Source organism: Afipia sp. OHSU_II-C1, assembly GCF_000497575.1.
GTDB lineage: Bacteria > Pseudomonadota > Alphaproteobacteria > Rhizobiales > Xanthobacteraceae > Afipia.
Genome location: NZ_APJI01000016.1, coordinates 378,681 through 399,653 on the forward strand (window position 1 = coordinate 378,681; position 20,973 = coordinate 399,653).

Consider the following 20,973-nt stretch of genomic DNA (forward strand, 5'->3'; position numbering starts at 1 on the left):
CCGGATCACCCCCGGTGGCTGCCATCTGCACAGAAAGAAGCCCGGATGTTGCAATCTGACGGGCTGCGGCCTTCCTTGCGACAGCGCGCCGAGGCAGCATCGATGGCTTGGCCGAGCGTCGGACCTTCGGCGGTGAATGCACCCCAGTAACGGGTTCGGCGGATACGCGTGGTGTAGAACGCCATCGCACCGCATTTGGTTGTGGATGAAACCTTGCAGCCACGTCCGCCGTTGTTGACGCAAAGGGTCAGGGCTCGCGCTTCGGCCTCGTCCCGCGTCGCTTTCTGCCATACGGCGCCCCAGGCGCCGCGCGCCGCAAATCCGATGGCCGCCCATTGTTCGCCAGAGGGCTGGACGGCTTTCTGCTTCAGTGCGTCCAGCCGGATTCTGGCGAGCGCAGCGAATGTACCGTTCGGATATTTATCGAGGTAGGCCGAGATTTCAGCAGGGTTTCTCGAGTCCTTCACCGAATTCCAGAAGGTGATCTCAACACTGGTGTCGGATTGTGCGACTGCTGCTCCAAGCTGCACGAACAAGGCAACGGCAAGCGCCAGCGTACAACAGATCTTGGATCGCATCGCTCCGCCTGTCCCCGGGGTTCGGCGCGCAGACTAAAAGTCCGCCTTGGCCTTGTCGAGCGGGCAGGCTGGGGCCGGTGGAAAACCACATCAGCCATAGGCATTACGCGGTAATCCCGATACATCCCGTATCTGCGCATCTATGATTTCGACCGCTTCGCCTTCTTTGCCTTTTTCGTTTTTCGTGCCTTTGATGCGGACTTTTTCGCTGGCACCTTTTTCCCTTCTTGTCTGGCTTCGGACAGGCCAATCGCGATGGCTTGCTTCCGGCTCGTGACCTTTTTGCCCGATCGTCCGCTCTTCAATGTTCCTTTTTTCCGCTTGTGCATCGCACGCGCGACTTTTTTGGCTGCCCCCTTCGAGTACTTCCGCGCCATCATTGTCTCCGCAGTCGGTTGCAGGATACGAATAAAGCGGCGGGAAGGCTTATGTTCCGGTTGGGCGATGCGACGGAGATTCAGGTGTGACGTGAACTAGCGTGGGTTCGTCGCCGTAACGATCCAGATCGATCCGCCGAGAGGGATGGTGTCGCCCTTCTGATGCGAGGCAAGCATCGTGCGAATCGATTGCGTGGTTGCTTCGATCTTGTCCGGCGGCTGATTCTCGAGCGCGCGGCTGGTGGGACCGATGGCAAGGGTCGTCTCGATGGCCGCTTCAAGGCCGCGGCCGGTTGCGATGTCGAGCAATAAGTCGACTCGGTCCATTTCCACATTCGAGAAGCCGGCCTCGCCAAGAATTCTCCGGACCCGTTCCTCGCTCGCGAATGAGAATGGGCCGGGATCGTCCGGTTTCATTTCAGGAAGCTTCGGCACGTATTTGTAGGCCTCCTGAAGGCCGAGCATCATCCATGTATTGTCGCGCGGTGTCCGCCAGCAGGCGAAGGCGAGGCGACCGCCTGGCCGCAGCGCCTTGCGCATGTTCGCGAACGAATCCGAAGGTTGTGCGAAGAACATGACCCCGAAACGCGAGAACAGCATATCCGCACTTGCAGGAGGGAACGGATATACCGTTGCATCCGCCAGCACGAATTCGATCGGCATGTTTGGCGGAGCAAGCTCTCGGGCCCGGCCCAGCATTGGTTCGGAAATGTCGACACCGGTGACGTGGCCGCCGGGGCCAACCTGCGTCAAGAGATCAAAGGACGTGGCTCCACAGCCACAGCCGATATCGAAGACAGTTTCCCCTGCTTTTACGGCGGCGCGCTCAATGAGGATCTTGGATACCGGCGCAAGCACAACGTCCTGGAGCTGCTGCCGGTCTGTCCAGTGCCGGCCGCCTGGGCCGTTCCAGTAAGCAATCTGATCGGCGTTGCGGGCGTCGACAGCAGGTTGGGTCATGGGATACTCCGATGATGCCGATTGTTGTAGGCCAGTCCGGCCGCCCTGAACAGGGGAGCCCACCCATGCATCATCATCGAAGCGCCGATGAACGTTCGCTTCCGGTTTTGAAGCGATTTCTCAGCTGCCCTTGAACAGGATTTTGCCCGTGCCTTTGGCAGCGTGGGAAATCGCGGCCTTGGACTCACTGAGCGGGTAGGTCGCTTCCACCGGCGTATAGATTGTTCCGTCCGCGATCCAGCTCGCCACTTGCTTCTGAACCTCGAGAGCGCGTTCCGGCGAGTTTTTGTTAAACCAGTTCAACAGCCAGAATCCCTTGAGCGTCAGGTCGCGGAAAATATTCGGAGCCGTGAAGAAGGGGCCGGGTCCGCCGCTCATCACGCCGTATGCGACGAGCGTGCCGCCGTTGGCGAGACAATCGTTCAGCGGCATCAGGCCGGGTCCGCCGACGCTGTCGAGCGCGAGCATGATCCTGGCCTTGTCGGTCGCTTCCCTGACACGCTTGGCCAGATCCGGACCTTCGACCAGCACCACATCGGCGCCAAGCTTCCTGAGTTCCTCAATCAGTTCGGGGCGGCGTACGACGCTGACGGTATGAATGCCCATCTTCTTTGCGATGGCGATGACGGCGCGTCCGACGGCGGAATTTCCCGCGCTCTGGATCACCCAGTCACCTTTCTTGAGGGCGACATACTCGGTCAGCATGAGATACGCCGTCGGCGGATTGACCATCAGCATCGAAAGCTGCTGCGGGTCTGCGTTCGCCGGCAATGCAAAGAGACCGTCGGCCTTGACCTTGGCGCGTGTGAGCCAGGTCGATGCGCCCCGCGGAAACAGAACACGATCGCCTTCCTTGATTCCGGTCACGCCGGAGCCGATTTTGGCAACGCGCGCGACGCCTTCGGCGCCAACTGGCGCCGGCAAGTTCGGTTTCACGCCGTAAAGACCCCGGATGAGCACGAGGTCGGATGGATTGATCGGAGAAAATTCCATGTCGACGACGATCTCGCCGGCACCCGGTGCTCCGGGATCGGAGAGACTGACGGTCTCTACAACTTCCCATGGCTTGCCGAAAGCGTTGATCTGAACGCTGTGCATGCTGCTCTCCCATAATCACCGCTTGGCGGCTTGATGCGAAATGTTCTAGATAGTTCGATATTGCAACTAGTCTTAATTGGCAACTAAACGAGGAAAATGACTGGTATGCGGGAGCCTTCTTTCAGCCGTTTAAACTGCTCGATCGCCCGTTCGCTCGCCGTACTTGGCGATTCATGGTCGCTTTTGGTCCTGCGAGATGCGCTTGCCGGCGTCCGCACGTTCGAGGGCTTCACGCGCGGACTTGGCATTGCACGAAACACACTCGCCGATCGGCTCAGGCACCTCGTTGAGAAGGGGATGCTGACGCAGATCGACGTTGGCAAGCGGGGAACGCGGTTCGAGTATGTTCCGACGTTGAAGGCGAAGGAGTTTCAGGTCGCGCTGATGGCGATTCTGCAATGGGGCGACCGCTGGGTATCGGGACGCGGCAATGAACCGGTCGTGGCGTTCGATCGTGTCAGCGGATCGGCGATTGCACCACTCGTTATGCAAGCCACGTCCGGGCGCGCAGTTTCTTCGGACGAATTGATGTACAAGCCCGGACGAGGCGCAACAGCCGTTACGCGAGACTACCTCACCGCGAAGAACAAACGGCTGACGCGCAAGCCAGTTTAGCTTTCCGGGTCTGGCCGCGCCTTACCAAGCGCGGAACAGGACGCTTGCGTTGACGCCGCCGAAGCCGAATCCGTTCGACAGCACATGTTCCATGGCCATCGGCCGCGCAGCACCGCGGATGAGGTCCACACCTTCAGCCGCCGCGTCCGGATGATCCAGATTGAGCGTTGCAGGCGCAATCTGATCGCGCAGAGCCAGCACGGAGAAGATCGCCTCAAGTCCGCCGGCTGCACCGAGCAGGTGACCTGTTGCAGACTTCGTCGAGCTGACCGCTACCCGGCCTTCTGTTCCGAACACGGACTTGATCGCCGCAAGTTCGCCGTTGTCGCCGACAGGTGTCGAGGTCGCATGTGCATTGAGATGCTGAACCTCAATCGGCGAAATGCCGGCCTGCCGCAGCGCTATTTCAATCGATCGCCGCGCGCCATCACCGTCGTCCGGACCGGCAGTCATGTGATAGGCATCGGACGTCGTGCCGTAGCCGACGAGTTCGGCGATCGGCGTCGCTCCGCGGCTCAGCGCATGGTCGAGTGTTTCGATGACCACGATACCTGCGCCTTCACCCATGACGAAGCCGTCGCGGTCGCGGTCGAACGGGCGTGACGCCCGCTGTGGTTCATCGTTGAAGTTGGTCGAGAGCGCGCGTGCTGCAGCGAAGCCACCTAAACTGACACGATCAATGCAGGCTTCTGCGCCGCCGGCGATGGCGACATCCGCTTCTCCGGCGAGGAGAAGGCGCGCGGCATCGCCAATGGCCTGGACGCCTGCCGCACATGCGGTCACCGGCGCTCCAAGCGCTCCCTTGAAGCCATGCTTGATGGAAACCTGTCCCGCCGCAAGATTGACGAGGAACGACGGCACGGTGAAGGGCGAGAGGCGCCGCACGCCACGTTCGTCGGTGGTGCGGACCGCGTCGACGATCGCAGGAAATCCGCCGACGCCAGAGGCGATAATGGTTGCCGTGCGTTCACGTGACCGCGCATCTTCGGGCTTCCACCCGGCCTGCGCGATGGCCTCGTCCGCCGCCATCATGGCGAACTGGATGAAGCGGTCCATTTTCTTTTGATCTTTTTTGGGAATGGCGCGATCGGGATCGAACCCGAATTCCGGATCTTCGACGATATCGGGAACGATGCCGCAGGCTTTCACAGGCAGGTCGGCTGCGACATTATCGGACAGTGCCCGGATGCCGGATTGCCCGGCAATCAGCCGCGACCAGTTGGCCTCGACACCGGTGCCAAGCGGGGACACGGCGCCCATTCCAGTAACGACAATCCGTCGTATCGCGCTGCTTCGTTTCACGATCTCACCACAGGTTGCTTGCACAGGAACAACGCAGCCCGCTTGTCGGGTGTGCGGCACATGACACCGGCGGAAATCCCGCCGATGCACTACAAGTTTGCGCGACGCGCGATCAGTTCAGCTTGCGCTCGACTGCGATGGCGGTTGCTTCGCCGCCGCCGATGCACAGCGAGGCGATGCCACGCTGGACGTTGTTCTTTTCCATCGCATGCAGCAGCGTCACGATCAGCCGTGCGCCGGTTGCGCCGATGGGGTGGCCGAGCGCGCAAGCGCCGCCGTTGACGTTGAGCTTGTCGCGAGGAATCCCGAGATCGCGCGCGGCGGCCATCGGTACCACGGCAAAGGCTTCATTGATTTCGTAGAGATCGACGTCGCTCGCGGTCCAGCCGATCTTTTCCAGAAGCTTGCGAATTGCCGGGATAGGCGCAGTGGTGAACCAGTCCGGAGCCTGGCTGTGCGTCGAGTGTCCCTTGATTTCAGCGAGGATCGGCAGACCCTCACGTTCGGCGATCGAGCGGCGCGTCAGAACCAGCGCGGCTGCCCCATCGGCATTGGCCGAGGAAGCCGCTGGCGTAATGGTGCCGTTGGGGCGGAATGCCGGTTTCAGATTCGGAATTTTAGCCGGATCGACCTTCAACGGATGTTCGTCGTTCTCGACGACACGAACGCCGGCTTTCTCTTTCACGGAGATAGGCGCGATCTCCTTCTTGAACGCTCCGCTCTCGACGGCATTGCGTGCGCGGGTCAGCGTCTCCATTGCATATTCGTCCTGATCCTTGCGGCTGAACTGATAGGCTTCCGCGGCGGCTTCGCCGAAATCCCCCATCGAGCGGCCGGTCTCATAGGCGTCCTCAAGACCATCCATCATCATGTGGTCGATGATGCGGTCGTGGCCGACGCGATAACCGCCACGCGCCTTTTGAAGCAGATACGGTGCATTGGTCATGCTCTCCATGCCGCCGGAGATGACGATGTCTGCCGAGCCTGCGCTGATGATGTCGTGGGCGAGCATGGTGGCCTTCATGCCCGAACCGCACACTTTGTTGACGGTGGTGGCTCCGGTGGCATCGGGCAGCTTCGCGCCGCGTGCCGCCTGGCGGGCAGGGGCCTGCCCTTGTCCGGCGGGCAGAACGCAGCCCATGAAAACTTCGTCGATTCGCTCGGGCGAAAGTTTTGCGCGTTCCAGCGCCGCACCGATCGCGTGCGAGCCGAGGTTGTGCGCGCTGAACGAAGACAGGTCGCCCTGAAAGCGGCCAAGGGGAGTGCGGACTGCGGATACGATGACAACGGGATCGGACGTAGACATGCAACTCTCCTGGTTCACGGAGCACCGTGTTAGATGACATGCATCATATGAAAAGATGCGGAAATAGCAATCCGCGTGCTGACAATAAAAGCATGAATCAGGTGCGGACAAGCAGCCAGACGTTTAAAACATGCCTTGGCATGCCAATGGCATGAGATATTTTCGTGCGACAGATGAGTTATTTTCGTCTGTCGAGAAATGCCTGCATGTGGCGTTGGGGCTCGCCGGTCAGGAACGACTTGCCGAACACTCCGACACTGAGATTGACGGATTCGGTGAGGGGAAGTTCCTCCCATTGCTTCAGCAGCGCCTTTTGGCTTCGCATGGCTTCGGGTCCGCATTCCGCGATCGTCGCAGCGGTTGCTGCGATGGCTGAATCGAGTTCGGTCTCGGGCACGACCTGATCGACCAGTCCCCAGTTGAGCGCAGTGGGCGCATCGATGGTTGCCGCCGTCAGGATCAGCCAGCGGGCGCGTCCCCATCCGATCAGTCGCGGCAGCAATGCCGCATGGATGACTGACGGGATGCCGACCTTTACTTCGGGCATCGCGAACTTCGCGTCCAGCGACGCGATGCGAAGATCGCAGGCCGCGGCGAACTCCAGCCCGCCGCCGAGGCACCATCCGCGCAGGCGCGCGATGACGAGAGCAGGAAACTGCCGAACTGCCTCGCACAGGTCGCGCAAGCCGGTGATGAATTTTTCAGCCGAGGCCTGATCGAGCGTCGCCATCTCCTTGATGTCCGCGCCGCCGATCATGCTTTTCTCGCCCGAGCCCCTCACGACCAGCACGCGAATGCTGGTGTCTCCGGCGAGATGCTCCAGTCCCTCGCGAACGCCGCGGATGACAGCGGAGTTCAGGATGTTGAGCGGACCGGCGTTGCAAATTGTTAATTGTGCGATGCCGTTGTCGCCGCGTACGACGTTGCAATGGTCATTGATTGTTTGCATTTTGATGGACCTGACATTTGCGCGTTGCAGCGCGGGGGACGCAAATGGTGCGCGATCTCTCTCTCGTCGTCAAATCGCGCATGGCAGCTATTTTACGTTGCAAAGTAAGCGCTTCGGGCTGGGGAATGTGTTATTATATGACACGGGACATTTGATGAGGCAGCAATGCGCTATTCAAAAGATCACAAGGCTGAGACCCACGCGCGGATCGTGAAGAACGCTTCCGTACGGCTGCGCGAGCGCGGTGCGGCGAGCCTCGGTGTTGCCGAATTGATGAAGGAAGCCGGTCTTACCCACGGAGGGTTCTACGCGCACTTTCCGTCGCGCGATGCGCTGATCAGCGAGGCTTTCGCCCACGCGATGCAGCAGACCACCGGACGGTGGCGCAAACGCGCGGAACAGGAGCCCGAAGGCAAGCGTCTCGCCGCGATCGTAAATGGTTACCTCACGACCGAGCACCGCGACGATGCAGGGAACGGCTGTGCGTTGCCGTCGCTGGGCGTCGAGGTGTCCCGCGCGAGTCCGAAAACCCGCAAGGCTTTTGCCAGCAAGCTTGAAGACATGATTGCGATGCTGGTCGAGCAGTTCCCGGATCTGCCGGCGAAGACAGCGCGCCGCGAAGCCATTGGTGTCATCTCAACCATGATGGGGGCGATGATTCTGGCGCGTGCCGCGGGTACGAGTGAATTCTCCGACGAAATCCTCAGCGCTGGTCGCCAGGCGGCCCTGCGATCCGAGAATTCAGCAAAACCGAGCGCGAAGAAGCCCAAAGCGGCGAAAACCGAGAACTGAGCTACCCCGTCTCTTTGCATTGCGCGCCACCGTGCTGTGCGCAGAACCCGGTTCCAAACGCCGTCGTCGCGATGCTAAAAGCCTCCAAACACACGCTTTTGGAGGATACGCATGCGCACGATCGGTCATTTTATTGGCGGCAAAGAGGTCAAAGGCACGTCGGGGCGTTTTGGGGACGTGTTCGAGCCGATGACGGGCGAGGTGCAGGCGCAGGTTGCGCTGGCGACCAAGGCGGAGGTGCGCTCTGCGGTCGAGAATGCGAAGGCTGCGCAGGAAGCGTGGGCCAACACCAATCCGCAGCGCCGCGCGCGGGTGATGATGAAGTTCCTGGAGCTGGTGCAGCGCGACTACGACAAGCTGGCGGATTTGCTGGCCCGCGAGCACGGCAAGACGGTGCCCGACGCCAAGGGCGACATCCAGCGCGGCCTTGAAGTGGTCGAGTTCGCCTGCGGCATTCCGCACCTGATGAAGGGCGAGTACACCGAGGGCGCCGGCCCCGGCATCGACATCTATTCGATGCGCCAGCCGCTCGGCGTGGTCGCCGGCATCACCCCGTTCAACTTCCCGGCGATGATCCCGATGTGGAAGTTCGCCCCGGCGATCGCCTGCGGCAACGCCTTCATCCTCAAGCCCTCGGAGCGCGATCCAGGCGTGCCGATGGCTCTGGCGGCCCTGATGATGGAGGCGGGACTGCCCGCGGGCATCCTCAATGTGGTCAACGGCGACAAGGAAGCGGTAGACGCGATCCTCGACGATCCGGATATCCGCGCCGTCGGCTTTGTCGGCTCCTCGCCGATCGCGCAGTACATCTATGAGCGCGCCGCGGCCAGCAACAAGCGCGCGCAGTGCTTCGGCGGCGCCAAGAACCACGCCATCATCATGCCGGACGCCGACATGGACCAGACCGTCGATGCGCTGATCGGCGCGGGTTACGGTTCGGCGGGCGAACGCTGCATGGCGATCTCGGTGGCGGTGCCGGTGGGCAAGACCACCGCGGACCGGCTGATGGAGAAGCTGATCCCGCGGGTCGAGAGCCTGAAGATCGGCCCCTCGACCGATCCAAGCGCGGATTTCGGCCCGCTGGTGACCAAGGCGGCGCTGGAGCGCGTGAAGGACTACGTCGAGATCGGCGTCAAGGAAGGCGCGACGCTCGCGGTCGATGGCCGCGGCTTCAAGATGCAGGGCTATGAGAAGGGCTTCTACATGGGCGGCTGTCTGTTCGACAACGTCACGAAGGATATGCGGATCTACAAGGAAGAGATATTCGGCCCGGTGCTGTCGGTGGTGCGCGCGCATGACTATAGCGAGGCGCTGGCGCTGCCGTCGGATCACGACTACGGCAACGGCGTTGCGATCTTCACCCGCGACGGCGACGCGGCGCGCGACTTCGCGGCCAAGGTCAATGTCGGCATGGTGGGCGTCAACGTGCCGATCCCGGTGCCGATCGCCTACTATACCTTCGGCGGCTGGAAGAAGTCCGGGTTCGGCGATCTCAACCAGCACGGACCAGATTCGATCCGCTTCTATACCAAGACCAAGACCGTCACCTCGCGCTGGCCCTCCGGCGTCAAGGACGGCGCAGAGTTCACCATCCCAACGATGAACTGATAAAGAAGCGTGCTCCGGGCAGCCGCCTCGGCGGTTGCCCGGCATTATCAGATTTCCAAAGCGTGATGGGGGCGCAATGCAGTTCGCTCTAACCGAGGATCAAATCGCGGTTCGCGACATGGCGCGCGAATTCGCGGCCGAGAAAATCGCTCCATTTGCACAGAAATGGGACGAGGAAAAATTCTTCCCCGTCGATGTGATGCGCGAAGCGGCGGCGCTCGGCATGGGCGGCATCTACATTCGTGACGATGTCGGCGGCTCGGCGCTGACGCGGTTCGACGCCGCGCTGATATTCGAGGCGCTGGCGACGGGGTGCCCGACCGTTTCGTCGTTTATCTCGATCCACAACATGGCATCGTGGATGATCGATGCCTATGGCTCGGACACGCAGCGTCAGAAATGGCTGCCGCGTCTGTGCACCATGGAACTGATCGCGAGCTACGCTCTGACCGAGCCGGGCGCAGGCTCGGATGCCGCAGCACTTTCGACCCGCGCAGTGCGTGACGGCGATCACTACGTGCTCAACGGACAGAAGCAATTTATCTCTGGCGCCGGAACCAGCGACATTTACGTCGCAATGGTTCGTACCGGCGGCGAGGGCGCAGGCGGCGTCTCCACGCTTGTGATCGATCGCGATACGCCGGGCGTTTCGTTCGGCGCGAACGAGCGCAAGATGGGCTGGAATGCCCAGCCGACCCGTGCAGTGATTTTCGAGAACGCCCGCGTGCCGGTTGCAAATCGCCTTGGTGAGGAGGGTATCGGCTTCAAGATCGCGATGGCGGGCCTTGACGGCGGACGTCTCAATATTGCCGCATGCTCGCTTGGCGGCGCGCAGTCCGCGCTCGACAAATCGCTCGCCTACACGAAAGAGCGCAGGGCGTTCGGTCAACGCCTCGATGAGTTTCAAGCCTTGCAGTTCCGCATTGCCGACATGGCCACTGAACTGGAAGCCGCACGCACGTTCCTGTGGCGCGCTGCCGCATCGCTGGACCGCAAGGACCCCGACGCGAGTATGCTTTGCGCGATGGCCAAACGTTTCGGTACCGATGCCGGGTTTGAAATCGCCAATCAGGCGCTGCAATTGCACGGCGGATATGGCTATCTGGCGGAATACGGTATCGAGAAAATTGTCAGGGACCTGCGCGTGCATCAAATTCTCGAAGGGACCAACGAAATCATGCGTGTGATTGTGGCCCGCAAGTTGATAGAGGGCGCGCGATGAGCGCACATGCGGCGATGACGGAGACACCCGGGAAGGATGTGATCATTTGCCGGGAAGGTGCCGCTGGAATCATCCGGCTCAACCGTCCCAAGACGATCAACGCGCTGACGCTTGAGATGACTCGCGAGATCGTGACTGCGCTTGATGCATTCGAGGCCGATCCCGGTGTATCGCTGGTGCTGCTGGAAGGCGCGGGCGAACGTGGTTTGTGCGCGGGCGGCGACATCCGCGGTCTCTATGAAAGCGCGAAAGCGGGCGGCGATCTCGGCCCGGTGTTCTGGCGTGAGGAATACATCCTGAACGCGCGCATTCCGGAGTATCCGAAGCCGTATGTCGCTTACATGGACGGTCTTGTCATGGGCGGCGGCGTCGGGCTCTCGGCGCACAGCGCGCATCGGGTTGTGACCGAAAAGACGAAAATGGCGATGCCGGAGGTCGGCCTCGGTTTCTTCCCGGATGTCGGCGGAACGTGGCTGCTGTCACGCGCGCCGGGCGAGATCGGGACCTATTTCGCGCTGACCGGCCAGACGATGAGCGGTGCCGATGCGGTTTATGCGGGCGCCGCGGATGTATTGATCGCTACGAAAGACTGGCCTGCACTTCGCGACGCGCTGGCCAATGCGCCATTGCAGGCGAAAAGCAACGACGTTCGCGCCATACTGGCGCGCTTTGGCATTCAGGACGCTCAGACACCCATCGCGCAACACCGCGATCTGATTGACCGCGCGTTCGCACACGACACGATCGAAGAGAGCGTGACCGCGTTGCAAAGCGACGGCTCGGAATTTGCGCTCGCTACGCTCAAGGCGCTCCTGGAGAAGTCGCCGACGGCGCTCAAGGTGACGCTGGAGTTGCTTCGCCGTGCGCGAAACTCCAAGTCGCTCAAGGAATGTCTTATTCGCGAATACAATTCGGCGCTGGCTGTTTTTACGAGCGCTGAATTCGTCGAGGGCGTCCGCGCCGCGATCATCGACAAGGACCGAAATCCGAAGTGGTCGCCATCGCGGATCGAGGATGTGACGCCAGATATCGTCGGGAAGTACTTCGCACCGAACGGAAAATACACGCTGATCTTCCCGGCTTGATTCCGGAGCAGCAATAAAGAGGGCAGGAAATGGCAAACATTGCATTCATCGGTCTTGGCAACATGGGCGGACCCATGGCGGCCAACCTCGTCAAGGCCGGGCACAAGGTGCAGGGCTTCGATCTTGTGCAGGCGTCCAAGGATGCTGCCAAGGCGGACGGCGTAGGCATAGCGGCGACTGCCCTGGATGCGGTGAAGGGCGCCGAAATCGTTGTCACGATGCTGCCTGCGGGCAAGCATGTTTTGGGCGTATGGAAGGAAATCATCCCGGCAGTCGGCAAGAACACGCTGATGATCGACTGCTCGACCATCGACGTGGAAAGCGCGCGGCTGGCACATGCCCATGCCACCGAACACAATCTGCCGTCGATTGATGCGCCGGTGTCCGGCGGCACCGGTGGCGCAAAGGGCGCCACCCTGACGTTCATGTGCGGCGGGACCGATGCATCTTTCGCGGCTGCCAAACCTGTTCTGGAAAACATGGGCAAGAAGGTCGTTCACTGCGGTGAAGCCGGTGCAGGACAGGCGGCCAAGATCTGCAACAACATGATCCTCGGTATTTCGATGATCGGCGTTTCGGAGGCTTTCGCGCTGGGCGAGAAGCTCGGCCTGTCGCATCAGGCGCTGTTCGATGTCGCGTCCACGTCGTCAGGCCAGTGCTGGTCGCTGACCTCCTATTGCCCTGTGCCGGGTCCTGTTCCGGCGTCGCCTGCGAACAACGAGTACAAGCCCGGGTTCGCCGCGGCGCTGATGCTGAAGGATCTGCGTCTGTCGCAGGAAGCCGCAAAGGCCGCAGGAGCGGCGACACCGCTGGGCGCCCATGCCGAAAGTATCTATGACGCGTTCGAGAAGGCTGGCCACGGTGGAGTGGATTTTTCAGGGATCATCAAGCATCTTCGCGGGCTGGCGAAATAGGATCTCTTGATGACAACATTCCGGGACGCGCGCGCTTTCCTGCTCAAGCATCGGACCGACTACGACAAGGCCATCGCGGAGTTCCGCTGGCCGGATGAAAAGCAGTTCAACTGGGCGCTCGACTGGTTCGATGCAGGACTCGCGCGCGACCCCGAAAGCCGCGACCGCACGGCGCTGTGGATCGTTGATGCCGCCACTGGCACTGAGACGAAACTGTCGTTTGCGGAGCTGTCGCGGCGCTCCAACCAGACGGCGAACTTTCTGCGCGATCTTGGGCTCAAGCGCGGTGACCACCTGCTGATGCTTCTCGGCAACGTGGTCCCGCTGTGGGAAACCATGCTCGCCGCCATGAAGCTTGGCGTTATTGTCATCCCGGCGACCACATTGCTGACGGCGGATGAACTGCGCGACCGTCTCAACCGCGGCAAAGCGAAGGTTGTCGTCGCCACGCAGGACCAAGTGGCGAAATTCGAGGGCCTTGGCGAGGACGATTTCACCAGGATTGTGGTGGCCGCTACGTCAGAGCACAAAGGCTGGCGCAAGTTCGAGGATGCGGCGAACTATCCCGAGACGTTCGCGCCGGATGGCGTCACGAACGCCAGCGATCCGATGTTGCTCTACTTCACGTCGGGGACGACGGCAAAGCCGAAACTCGTCCTGCACAGCCATCGCAGCTATCCGGTTGGATCGCTGTCCACGATGTACTGGCTCGGCCTCCAGCCGGGTGACGTCCATCTCAACATTTCATCGCCGGGCTGGGCCAAGCATGCGTGGAGCTGCTTTTTCTCGCCGTGGAATGCCGGCGCGACGATCTTCATTGTCAACCAGCCGCGTTTCGACGCGAAGGGTCTGCTTACAACGGTTGCACGTTGCGGCGTGACCACGTTGTGCGCGCCGCCGACCGTGTGGCGGCTGTTCATTCAGGAGCGGCTGGCGGACTACAAGGTATCGGTGCGCGAGGTTTGCGGCGCCGGCGAGCCGCTCAATCCAGAGGTCATCGATCAGGTCAAGGCGGCGTGGGGGCTGACCATCCGCGACGGCTATGGCCAGACCGAGACCACGGCGCTTGCAGGTAACTCGCCCGGCCAGCCGGTGAAGATCGGATCGATGGGCCGGCCGATGCCGGGCTATACGGTGCGGGTTGCAGATGCCGACGGAAACCCGGCGAAAGAGGGTGAGGTTCGCCTCGTCCTTGGTGCCGATCGTCCGGCGGGCTTGATGCTCGGCTATCAGGGTGACGACGGCAAGCCAAAGGGCGCGGACGGGGATGTCTACCAGACCGGCGACGTGGCGTTCCTCGATGACGACGGCTACCTGACCTTCGTTGGCCGCTCCGACGATGTGTTCAAGTCCTCGGATTACCGCATCAGCCCGTTCGAGCTGGAGAGCGTGCTGCTGGAGCACGAACTGGTGGCCGAGGCCGCAGTCGTGCCGACGCCGGACCCGATCCGTCTTGCGCTTCCGAAGGCCTATGTCTCGGTGGTTCCCGGCACCGCCATGTCCCGCGATACCGCGCTGTCAATCTTTCAGTACGTCCATTCGCGCCTCGCGCCATTCAAGCGCATCCGCCGGATCGAACTGGTGACGGAATTGCCGAAAACGATCTCCGGCAAGATTCGCCGCGTGCAGCTTCGCCGCCTGGAGCACGAGAACGACCGCAGGGATCCGCTGCGTGGTCAGGAATTCCGGGAAGAGGATTTTCCGGAATTGCAAAGCAGTCAGGGAGCGGCCCGGTAACGCGCTGGAGACTATTTCCAGGCGTATTTACCTTGCACAGTTTGTTTGAAACGGCATACGGACGCCGCACTCGACGAGGGCTAATGCCGTTCGTGCAACCGTGCCGGCCAGCAGATTTTGCTTGGCCGGACGGCTGATCTGTGGAATGTGCCAACCCAGTTCGAATTTCAGCCGGGAGATGGTTCGTGGGCGCTGCGATGAATCTTGATGATTACCTGAAGCTCGTGGGCACAGAGCTTGGCGTTTCGGAATGGCATACGATCGATCAGAAGCAGATCGACGCGTTCGCCGATGCGACCGAAGACTTTCAGTTCATTCACATCGACCCGGAACGCGCAAAGCGCGAGACGCCGTTTGGCGGAACCATCGCGCACGGATTCCTGTCGCTGTCGGTGCTGCCGAAGCTCGCCTATGCGACCATGCCGACTCTGAATGGCGCAGCGATGTCGATCAACTACGGCTTCGACAAGATAAGGTTTCTCACGCCCGTGCGTGCGGGCAAGCGCGTGCGCGCGCGTTTCGTGCTTTCCGAGGCGACCATGAAGTCGCCCAAGGAGTTGCTGGCGCGCACCAACACGACGTTGGAAATCGAGGGAGAGCCCAAGCCTGCGCTGGTTGCGGACTGGCTCGGAATGCACTTCTTCGCATAACGTATTTCTTTCCCCGAACGTTAAGGGACGATCATGGCAATCAGATTCGATGGACGCGTTGCGGTGGTAACCGGCGCAGGTGCAGGTCTCGGTCGCGCGCATGCGCTGGGATTGGCGAAGCTTGGTGCGAAGGTTGTCGTCAATGACATGGGTGCGGCGCGCGATGGCAGCGGTGGTTCGGTCAGCCCGGCAGAAGCGGTGGTCGAAGAAATCCGCCAGGCCGGCGGCGAGGCGATGGCCGACGGTGCGGATGTCTCGAACTTCGAGCAGGTCAAGGAGATGGTCGCCCGCGCCTCGATGAAATGGGGAAGCGTCGATCTCATGGTGGCGAACGCCGGAATCCTGCGCGACAAGTCCTTCGCCAAGATGGAGCCGGAGGATTTCGCAAAGGTTATCGCCGTGCATCTGACCGGCACGTTCAACTGCTGCCGCGCAGTGTGGGAAGGCATGCGTGAGCGCAACTATGGCCGCATCGTCGTCACGACCTCATCGTCGGGTCTGTTCGGTAACTTCGGGCAGGCGAATTACGCTGCTGCAAAGGCCGGCATGGTCGGACTGATGAATGTCCTCGCCGAGGAAGGCCGCAAGACCAACATTCGCGTCAACACGATCTCACCGACGGCAGCGACGCGCATGACCGAAGGCCTGATCGGACCGGAAATCCTGGCGCTGATGAAGCCTGAAGCGATCACCCCGGCGGTGCTTTATCTTTTGAGCGAAGATGCGCCGACCCGAACCATCATGGGTGCAGGCGCGGGCTCTTTCGCGGTCATCAAGGTCGTTGAGACCGAGGGTCTCAACCTGCCGCAGGATCAGTGGACGCCGGACGCCATCGCGGCGAACTTCGCGAAGATCGGCGACATGTCGACCGCGCGTGATCTTGGCGGCGCGTTCTTCCAGACCTTCAAATATGTGGAGCAGGCCGCGAAGGCAGCGGGTATCAAGCTGCCGTCGATGGGCGGCTAAACTTGAATATTGCCGTCATCGGTGCCGGTCCTGCGGGACTGATGGCGGCTGAAGTTTTAGCGACAGGCGGCGCGCGGGTCACGATCTACGATCGTATGCCGTCGGTCGGGCGCAAGTTTCTGATGGCCGGACGCGGCGGGCTCAATCTCACCCACAGCGAACCGCTGGATGCGTTCCTTCCGCGCTATCGCGAAGCCGCCCCGCATCTGCGTGCCGCGATAGAAGCGTTTCCGCCCGATGCGTTGCGCGCATGGAGCGAAGCCCTCGGCCAGCCGACCTTCGTGGGTACAAGCGGGCGGGTCTTTCCGCAAGCCATGAAAGCATCGCCCTTGCTGCGCGCATGGCTGCGGCGCCTCGATCACTCCGGCGTGCAGTTGGCGCTTCGCCATCGCTGGTTGGGATGGGATGCAAGTAACGCGTTGCAGTTCGAGGCACCCGAAGGCCTCAAGTCACTGAAACCTGATGCGACGGTCATTGCGCTCGGCGGCGCAAGCTGGCCCAAGTTAGGCGCAGACGGTGGCTGGATCGATTCGTTCGAGGCTAAGGGCATCGACATCGCACGGCTGCGGTCTGCGAATTCTGGATTCCATGTCCGATGGTCGGATTTGTTCCGCAACCGCTTTGAGGGGCAGCCCCTGAAAGGCGTTGCCTTGTCCTTCGGCGGAGAGACTGTGCGCGGCGAAGCGACGATTACACGCGACGGCATTGAAGGCGGCGCAATCTATGCGCTGTCGGCACCGTTGCGCGAGGCCGTGCTCGCGCATGGTGAGGCCGCTCTCCATGTCGCACTGCGGCCCGACCTTGCCATGTCCGATCTGACCGCGCGCGTCAGCACGCCGCGGCAAAAGCAGTCGATGTCGACTTACTTGCGAAAAGCTGCGGGTCTTTCACCCGTTGCCATCGGGTTGCTGCAGGAAGCGGCGATTGGGGGCGGACTGAACCTGTCGGCGATGGATTCCGAAGCGCTCGCCGCTTTCATCGATGCCGTTCCCATCAAGCTCACCGGTGTCGCACCGCTTGATCGCGCGATTTCAACCGCGGGCGGAATTGCCTTCAGTGAGATCGATGCGCAGTTCATGCTGCGAAAAATGCCCAGCGTCTTTGTCGCCGGCGAAATGCTGGACTGGGAGGCCCCGACCGGGGGCTATTTGTTGCAGGCCTGCTTCGCGACAGGCGTTGCGGCGGGGCATGGCGCGCTGAATTATCTGAAGGGTTAGACCCCGCTTTCGATTTCCTCGCGCAGCATTTCAAGCTCCAGCCATTTTTCTTCCGCAGCATCCAATTCGCCGTGCGCCTTGGCAATCGCAGCGGAAGCAGCGTCAAATTTCTTGCGATCCTTCGCATAAAGCTCAGGGTCGTCGAGCAGTTTCTGCTGTTTCGCGATCTCGGCCTGTAGCTTGGCTATCGTCTTCGGCAATGTTTCCAGCGCGTGCTTGTCATTGAAGCTGAGGCGGCGCTTCGATGACGTCGCCGGTGCGTTGGCAGTGCTTTTTGCGGATTTTGAAGTTTCGGTGGTCACCGCCTTGATGTTCTTTTCCTGCAAGTCCGCGCCGCGCTGCGCCAGCATGTCCGAATAGCCGCCGGCGTATTCGATCCATTTGCCGTTGCCTTCCGGCGCGATGACGGACGTGACGACGCGGTCGAGAAAATCGCGATCGTGGCTGACGAGAATGACCGTGCCCTGATAGTCGCTGAGCATTTCCTCCAACACATCTAGCGTTTCAAGATCGAGATCGTTGGTGGGTTCGTCGAGCACCAGCAGATTCGAAGGCTTCGCCAGCGCACGTGCCAGCATCAGCCGTCCGCGCTCACCGCCCGACAGGACTTCAAGCGGGGTGCGCGCCTGCTCGCTGGCGAAAAGAAAGTCTTTCATATAGCCGATGACATGCTTGGGCGTGCCATTGACCATGATGCTGTCGCCGCGTCCGCCGGTGAGCGCATCCGCCAGCGTGGTTTTCGGATCGAGGCTTTCGCGGTGCTGGTCGAGCGTCGCCATTTCGATATTGGCGCCGAGGCGGATGGTGCCGGTGTCGGGGGCATCGCCACCCGTCAGCAACCCAATCAGCGTCGTCTTGCCTGCGCCGTTGGGGCCGATGATGCCGATACGGTCGCCGCGCGTCACGCGCGTTGAGAAATCATCGACGATCTTGCGCTCGCCGTATGATTTCCCGATGTGCTTGGCTTCAATCACCAGCTTGCCGGATGTCTCGGCTTCCGCGGCGGCAAGGTTCGCCTTGCCGGCGGTTCCACGATAGTCGCGACGCTGCTGCCGGAGTTCGAACAGGTTGCCGAGGCGCTTGACGTTGCGCTTGCGGCGGCCGGAGACGCCGTAACGCAGCCAGTGTTCTTCCGCGACAATCTTGCGATCCAGCTTGTGCTGGTCGCGCTCTTCTTCCGCCAGCACCTCGTCGCGCCATTCCTCGAACGCGCTGAAGCCCTTCTCGATGCGGCGTGTCTCGCCCCGGTCGAGCCAGACGGTCGAGCGGGAGAGGTTGGAGAGGAAACGGCGGTCGTGGCTGATGATCACCAGCGCGCTGCGGCGGCTGGCGAGTTCGCCCTCTAACCACTCGATGGTGGTGAGGTCGAGGTGGTTGGTCGGCTCATCGAGCAGCAAGATGTCGGGCGAGGGCGCCAGCACGCGCGCCAGCGCCGCGCGGCGCGCTTCGCCGCCGGAGAGATTGGCCGGATCTTCCGTGCCGGTCAGACCCAGTTGCTCAAGGAGATACTGCGCCTGGTAGTGATCGTCGCCCGGATTCATTCCGGCTTCGACATAGGCCAGCGTAGTCTTGAAGCCGTCGAAATCCGGTTCCTGAGGCAGATATCGGATGGTCGCGCCGGGCTGCACAAAGCGGCTGCCTTTATCTGCTTCCACCAATCCCGCGACGATCTTCAGCAGCGTCGATTTGCCGGAGCCGTTGCGGCCGATCAGGCAGACGCGCTCGCCTGCCGAGACCGCAAGCTCGACGCCGGACAACAGCGGCGTACCGCCAAAGGTCAGTGCGATATCTTTCAACTGGATGAGGGGAGGCGCCATGTCGTCGCGGTGCTCTTACTTCTGTTGCGCGCGCTGGGTGCGGCGGATGGTCTGGTCGAGGGCCGACAGGAACGCGGAGCGGTCTCGCGGCGAAAACGAGCGCGGCCCGCCGGTGACTTCGCCGCTGGAGCGCAGGTCGGTCATCAGGTTGCGCACCGCCAGCGTCATGCCGATCGATTCCTCGGAGAATGGCTTGCCGTTGGGCGCGATCACATCGGCTCCGGCTTTGACGCATCGCGCTGCCAGCGGAATGTCCGATGTGACGACGATATCGCCTTTTTGCGCGCGTTCCGCAATCCAGTCGTCGGCGGCATCCATCCCCGAGCCTGCGGCGATCCGCTCGATCAGCGGATGGTTCGGCACGCGGATGAAATTTCCTGCGACCACGCTGACGGGCAGCCGATGCCGCTCCGCGACGCGGTAAATCTCGTCCTTCACCGGGCAGGCATCGGCATCGACATAGATGCGGGTCATGGGATCAGGTCTTACCCTTTGGATTGGCAAAAGTTCGGCAGGCGGATGCTGGTAGCCCAGACTGGCCGAAATGGCGAGTGGAACGCGCGGCGGTCGTGCAAGGCATGCACGGGCACGACTTGCCTTGGACTGGCCATTGCGTACCATCTCTCCAATTAACGCAGAAAATCCGAGGAAACTGATGACCGCGCTCAAGCCCTACAGCGTCCACGCCTACAATCTCGCCAAGAATTCCGAAAACAAGATGCACGACGACCAGGTCGCGCGCCGCTTCGGATTTCAGGGCGGCCTGGTGCCCGGCGTCGATGTGTTCGCCTACATGACCCACATGCCGGTGGCGAAATGGGGCCGGCCGTTTCTGGAACGCGGGTTGATGGACGGCCGCTTCTTCAAGCCGGTCTACGACGGCGAGACTGCGGTTGTGACGGCGGAAGAGACCGGTGACGGTCTTGCCATCAAGGTGGAGAGCCGCGGCGAACTGTGCGCGTCCGGCACGGCCTCAATGCCGTCCGATACGCCGAAAATTTCGCTCAGCGATTTCCAGATCGCCGCTGTCGCCGGCAAAACTGCTCCCGCCAGCGAGCAAACCTATCGAACCGGTCAGTGGCTTTCGATTCCGCCGTTCACGCTGGGCGCGCAAGGCTCTGCGGAGTATCTGCGCGATGCTCGCGAAACCGATCCGATCTATGCGAATGAGAAGATCGTTCATACCGGGATGCTGCTGCGGACCATGAACTGGGCGCTGATGGAAAACGCCATCCTCGGTCCGTGGATTCATGTCGGCAGCACGATCCGTTATCTGGCGACGGCGGCGGTTGAGGACGAACTTACCGTGCGTGCGAAAGTTACCGGCAACTACGACCGCAAGGGCCACAAGTTCGTCGAGCTGGATGGCGTGATCGTCGCCAACGGCTCAAAGCCCATCGCGCATTGCCAGCATGTGGCGATCTATCAGCCGCGCGAGACAATGGCAGCGTAGGTTCGTTCATTCTTGCGTGGGTTTGCGAGGCATCGCGTAGTCTCTCTCCACGTCGTCCCCGCGCAGGCGGGGACCCATACTCCTTAAGTCATCGACTTGAGGGAGATGATGGAGCAATCTTCTCGCTGTCACCACGGCCTGTGGTGGTTATGGGTCCCCGCCTTCGCGGGGGCGACGACTGAGTGTGATGCGACAGCGTGCGGCGCTCGGCTCTTCCAGATTCAATTTTCAAACAGCCACGCGCAATCGCTCTCGCGCTGAACCGCGCGAGGTGAAATTTGGCTTTGCCCCTGTAAAGCGAGGGGCATGGAGCGCCGCGAGGCGCAC

The 20,973-nt window shown here is 61.6% G+C and carries 20 protein-coding genes; 11 read left to right on the forward strand and 9 right to left on the reverse strand.

Going from position 1 to position 20,973, the window contains the following annotated elements:
- Window positions 1-5: 5 nt before the first annotated feature.
- From I554_RS0119710 to I554_RS0119725, 4 genes are all read right to left on the reverse strand, one after another.
- Entirely contained in the window at window positions 6-578 is a 573-nt protein-coding gene (locus I554_RS0119710; RefSeq protein WP_024574622.1) for a DUF4189 domain-containing protein, read from the reverse strand.
- 140 nt (window positions 579-718) lie between these two features.
- Window positions 719-955: a DUF6496 domain-containing protein gene (locus I554_RS0119715; RefSeq protein WP_024574623.1), complete on the reverse strand. Its 237-nt coding sequence runs from the start codon at window positions 953-955 to the stop codon at window positions 719-721.
- Window positions 956-1,051: 96 nt separating this feature from the next.
- Complete coding sequence (locus I554_RS0119720; protein WP_024574624.1) at window positions 1,052-1,915, reverse strand: class I SAM-dependent methyltransferase; 864 nt, start codon at window positions 1,913-1,915, stop codon at window positions 1,052-1,054.
- A 120-nt stretch (window positions 1,916-2,035) separates the two neighbouring features.
- Window positions 2,036-3,013 (reverse strand): zinc-dependent alcohol dehydrogenase family protein, encoded by a 978-nt coding sequence (locus tag I554_RS0119725; RefSeq protein WP_024574625.1) that lies wholly within the window; start codon window positions 3,011-3,013, stop codon window positions 2,036-2,038.
- Between the two features lie 105 nt (window positions 3,014-3,118).
- On the opposite strand from I554_RS0119725, the gene I554_RS0119730 reads away from it, so the two are divergent.
- On the forward strand, window positions 3,119-3,628 hold the full coding sequence (locus tag I554_RS0119730) for a helix-turn-helix domain-containing protein (protein WP_024574626.1): 510 nt from the start codon (window positions 3,119-3,121) through the stop codon (window positions 3,626-3,628).
- A gap of 21 nt (window positions 3,629-3,649) precedes the next feature.
- Here the strand turns inward: I554_RS0119730 and fabF are convergent, their stop codons facing one another.
- From fabF to I554_RS0119745, 3 genes are all read right to left on the reverse strand, one after another.
- Window positions 3,650-4,912, reverse strand: a complete 1,263-nt coding sequence (gene fabF, locus I554_RS0119735; RefSeq protein WP_024574627.1) for a beta-ketoacyl-ACP synthase II — start codon at window positions 4,910-4,912, stop codon at window positions 3,650-3,652.
- A gap of 130 nt (window positions 4,913-5,042) precedes the next feature.
- The gene (locus I554_RS0119740; protein WP_024574628.1) at window positions 5,043-6,236 is read right to left on the reverse strand and encodes an acetyl-CoA C-acyltransferase; all 1,194 of its coding nucleotides are present in this window, start codon (window positions 6,234-6,236) and stop codon (window positions 5,043-5,045) included.
- A 178-nt stretch (window positions 6,237-6,414) separates the two neighbouring features.
- On the reverse strand, window positions 6,415-7,185 hold the full coding sequence (locus I554_RS0119745) for an enoyl-CoA hydratase (RefSeq protein WP_024574629.1): 771 nt from the start codon (window positions 7,183-7,185) through the stop codon (window positions 6,415-6,417).
- Window positions 7,186-7,350: 165 nt separating this feature from the next.
- Here I554_RS0119745 and I554_RS0119750 point away from each other — a divergent pair, with 165 nt between their 5' ends.
- From I554_RS0119750 to I554_RS0119790, 9 genes are all read left to right on the forward strand, one after another.
- Entirely contained in the window at window positions 7,351-7,977 is a 627-nt protein-coding gene (locus I554_RS0119750; protein ID WP_024574630.1) for a TetR/AcrR family transcriptional regulator, read from the forward strand.
- Window positions 7,978-8,088: 111 nt separating this feature from the next.
- Window positions 8,089-9,585 carry a CoA-acylating methylmalonate-semialdehyde dehydrogenase gene (locus I554_RS0119755; RefSeq protein ID WP_024574631.1) on the forward strand — a complete coding sequence of 499 codons (1,497 nt, stop codon included), beginning with the start codon at window positions 8,089-8,091 and terminating at the stop codon, window positions 9,583-9,585.
- 76 nt (window positions 9,586-9,661) lie between these two features.
- Window positions 9,662-10,807: an isobutyryl-CoA dehydrogenase gene (locus I554_RS0119760; RefSeq protein ID WP_024574632.1), complete on the forward strand. Its 1,146-nt coding sequence runs from the start codon at window positions 9,662-9,664 to the stop codon at window positions 10,805-10,807.
- The gene (locus tag I554_RS0119765; protein WP_024574633.1) at window positions 10,804-11,892 is read left to right on the forward strand and encodes an enoyl-CoA hydratase/isomerase family protein; all 1,089 of its coding nucleotides are present in this window, start codon (window positions 10,804-10,806) and stop codon (window positions 11,890-11,892) included. Before I554_RS0119760 ends, I554_RS0119765 begins: the two co-directional genes overlap by 4 nt.
- 29 nt (window positions 11,893-11,921) lie before the next feature.
- Window positions 11,922-12,806 (forward strand): 3-hydroxyisobutyrate dehydrogenase, encoded by an 885-nt coding sequence (mmsB, locus tag I554_RS0119770; protein WP_024574634.1) that lies wholly within the window; start codon window positions 11,922-11,924, stop codon window positions 12,804-12,806.
- Window positions 12,807-12,815: 9 nt separating this feature from the next.
- Window positions 12,816-14,543: an AMP-binding protein gene (locus I554_RS0119775; protein WP_024574635.1), complete on the forward strand. Its 1,728-nt coding sequence runs from the start codon at window positions 12,816-12,818 to the stop codon at window positions 14,541-14,543.
- Between the two features lie 185 nt (window positions 14,544-14,728).
- The gene (locus I554_RS0119780; protein ID WP_024574636.1) at window positions 14,729-15,193 is read left to right on the forward strand and encodes a MaoC family dehydratase; all 465 of its coding nucleotides are present in this window, start codon (window positions 14,729-14,731) and stop codon (window positions 15,191-15,193) included.
- A gap of 33 nt (window positions 15,194-15,226) precedes the next feature.
- Window positions 15,227-16,159 carry an SDR family NAD(P)-dependent oxidoreductase gene (locus tag I554_RS0119785; RefSeq protein ID WP_024574637.1) on the forward strand — a complete coding sequence of 311 codons (933 nt, stop codon included), beginning with the start codon at window positions 15,227-15,229 and terminating at the stop codon, window positions 16,157-16,159.
- A 2-nt stretch (window positions 16,160-16,161) separates the two neighbouring features.
- Window positions 16,162-17,376: a TIGR03862 family flavoprotein gene (locus I554_RS0119790; protein ID WP_024574638.1), complete on the forward strand. Its 1,215-nt coding sequence runs from the start codon at window positions 16,162-16,164 to the stop codon at window positions 17,374-17,376.
- Here I554_RS0119790 and I554_RS0119795 read toward each other — a convergent pair.
- Window positions 17,373-19,193, reverse strand: a complete 1,821-nt coding sequence (locus I554_RS0119795) for an ATP-binding cassette domain-containing protein (RefSeq protein ID WP_024574639.1) — start codon at window positions 19,191-19,193, stop codon at window positions 17,373-17,375. The genes I554_RS0119790 and I554_RS0119795 overlap by 4 nt on opposite strands.
- Before the next feature lie 15 nt (window positions 19,194-19,208).
- Window positions 19,209-19,667 (reverse strand): YaiI/YqxD family protein, encoded by a 459-nt coding sequence (locus tag I554_RS0119800; RefSeq protein WP_024574640.1) that lies wholly within the window; start codon window positions 19,665-19,667, stop codon window positions 19,209-19,211.
- A 181-nt stretch (window positions 19,668-19,848) separates the two neighbouring features.
- On the opposite strand from I554_RS0119800, the gene I554_RS0119805 reads away from it, so the two are divergent.
- On the forward strand, window positions 19,849-20,646 hold the full coding sequence (locus tag I554_RS0119805) for a hotdog fold domain-containing protein (RefSeq protein ID WP_024574641.1): 798 nt from the start codon (window positions 19,849-19,851) through the stop codon (window positions 20,644-20,646).
- Window positions 20,647-20,973 lie beyond the last annotated feature (327 nt).

Bases quoted from the DNA above. Each gene is read 5' to 3' on its own strand.
- I554_RS0119710 (WP_024574622.1), bottom strand. From the start codon at position 578: ATGCGATCCAAGATCTGTTGTACGCTGGCGCTTGCCGTTGCCTTGTTC.
- I554_RS0119715 (WP_024574623.1), bottom strand. From the start codon at position 955: ATGGCGCGGAAGTACTCGAAGGGGGCAGCCAAAAAAGTCGCGCGTGCG.
- I554_RS0119720 (WP_024574624.1), bottom strand. From the start codon at position 1,915: ATGACCCAACCTGCTGTCGACGCCCGCAACGCCGATCAGATTGCTTAC.
- I554_RS0119725 (WP_024574625.1), bottom strand. From the start codon at position 3,013: ATGCACAGCGTTCAGATCAACGCTTTCGGCAAGCCATGGGAAGTTGTA.
- I554_RS0119730 (WP_024574626.1), top strand. From the start codon at position 3,119: ATGCGGGAGCCTTCTTTCAGCCGTTTAAACTGCTCGATCGCCCGTTCG.
- I554_RS0119740 (WP_024574628.1), bottom strand. From the start codon at position 6,236: ATGTCTACGTCCGATCCCGTTGTCATCGTATCCGCAGTCCGCACTCCC.
- I554_RS0119745 (WP_024574629.1), bottom strand. From the start codon at position 7,185: ATGCAAACAATCAATGACCATTGCAACGTCGTACGCGGCGACAACGGC.
- I554_RS0119750 (WP_024574630.1), top strand. From the start codon at position 7,351: ATGCGCTATTCAAAAGATCACAAGGCTGAGACCCACGCGCGGATCGTG.
- I554_RS0119755 (WP_024574631.1), top strand. From the start codon at position 8,089: ATGCGCACGATCGGTCATTTTATTGGCGGCAAAGAGGTCAAAGGCACG.
- I554_RS0119760 (WP_024574632.1), top strand. From the start codon at position 9,662: ATGCAGTTCGCTCTAACCGAGGATCAAATCGCGGTTCGCGACATGGCG.
- I554_RS0119765 (WP_024574633.1), top strand. From the start codon at position 10,804: ATGAGCGCACATGCGGCGATGACGGAGACACCCGGGAAGGATGTGATC.
- mmsB (WP_024574634.1), top strand. From the start codon at position 11,922: ATGGCAAACATTGCATTCATCGGTCTTGGCAACATGGGCGGACCCATG.
- I554_RS0119775 (WP_024574635.1), top strand. From the start codon at position 12,816: ATGACAACATTCCGGGACGCGCGCGCTTTCCTGCTCAAGCATCGGACC.
- I554_RS0119785 (WP_024574637.1), top strand. From the start codon at position 15,227: ATGGCAATCAGATTCGATGGACGCGTTGCGGTGGTAACCGGCGCAGGT.
- I554_RS0119795 (WP_024574639.1), bottom strand. From the start codon at position 19,193: ATGGCGCCTCCCCTCATCCAGTTGAAAGATATCGCACTGACCTTTGGC.
- I554_RS0119800 (WP_024574640.1), bottom strand. From the start codon at position 19,667: ATGACCCGCATCTATGTCGATGCCGATGCCTGCCCGGTGAAGGACGAG.
- I554_RS0119805 (WP_024574641.1), top strand. From the start codon at position 19,849: ATGACCGCGCTCAAGCCCTACAGCGTCCACGCCTACAATCTCGCCAAG.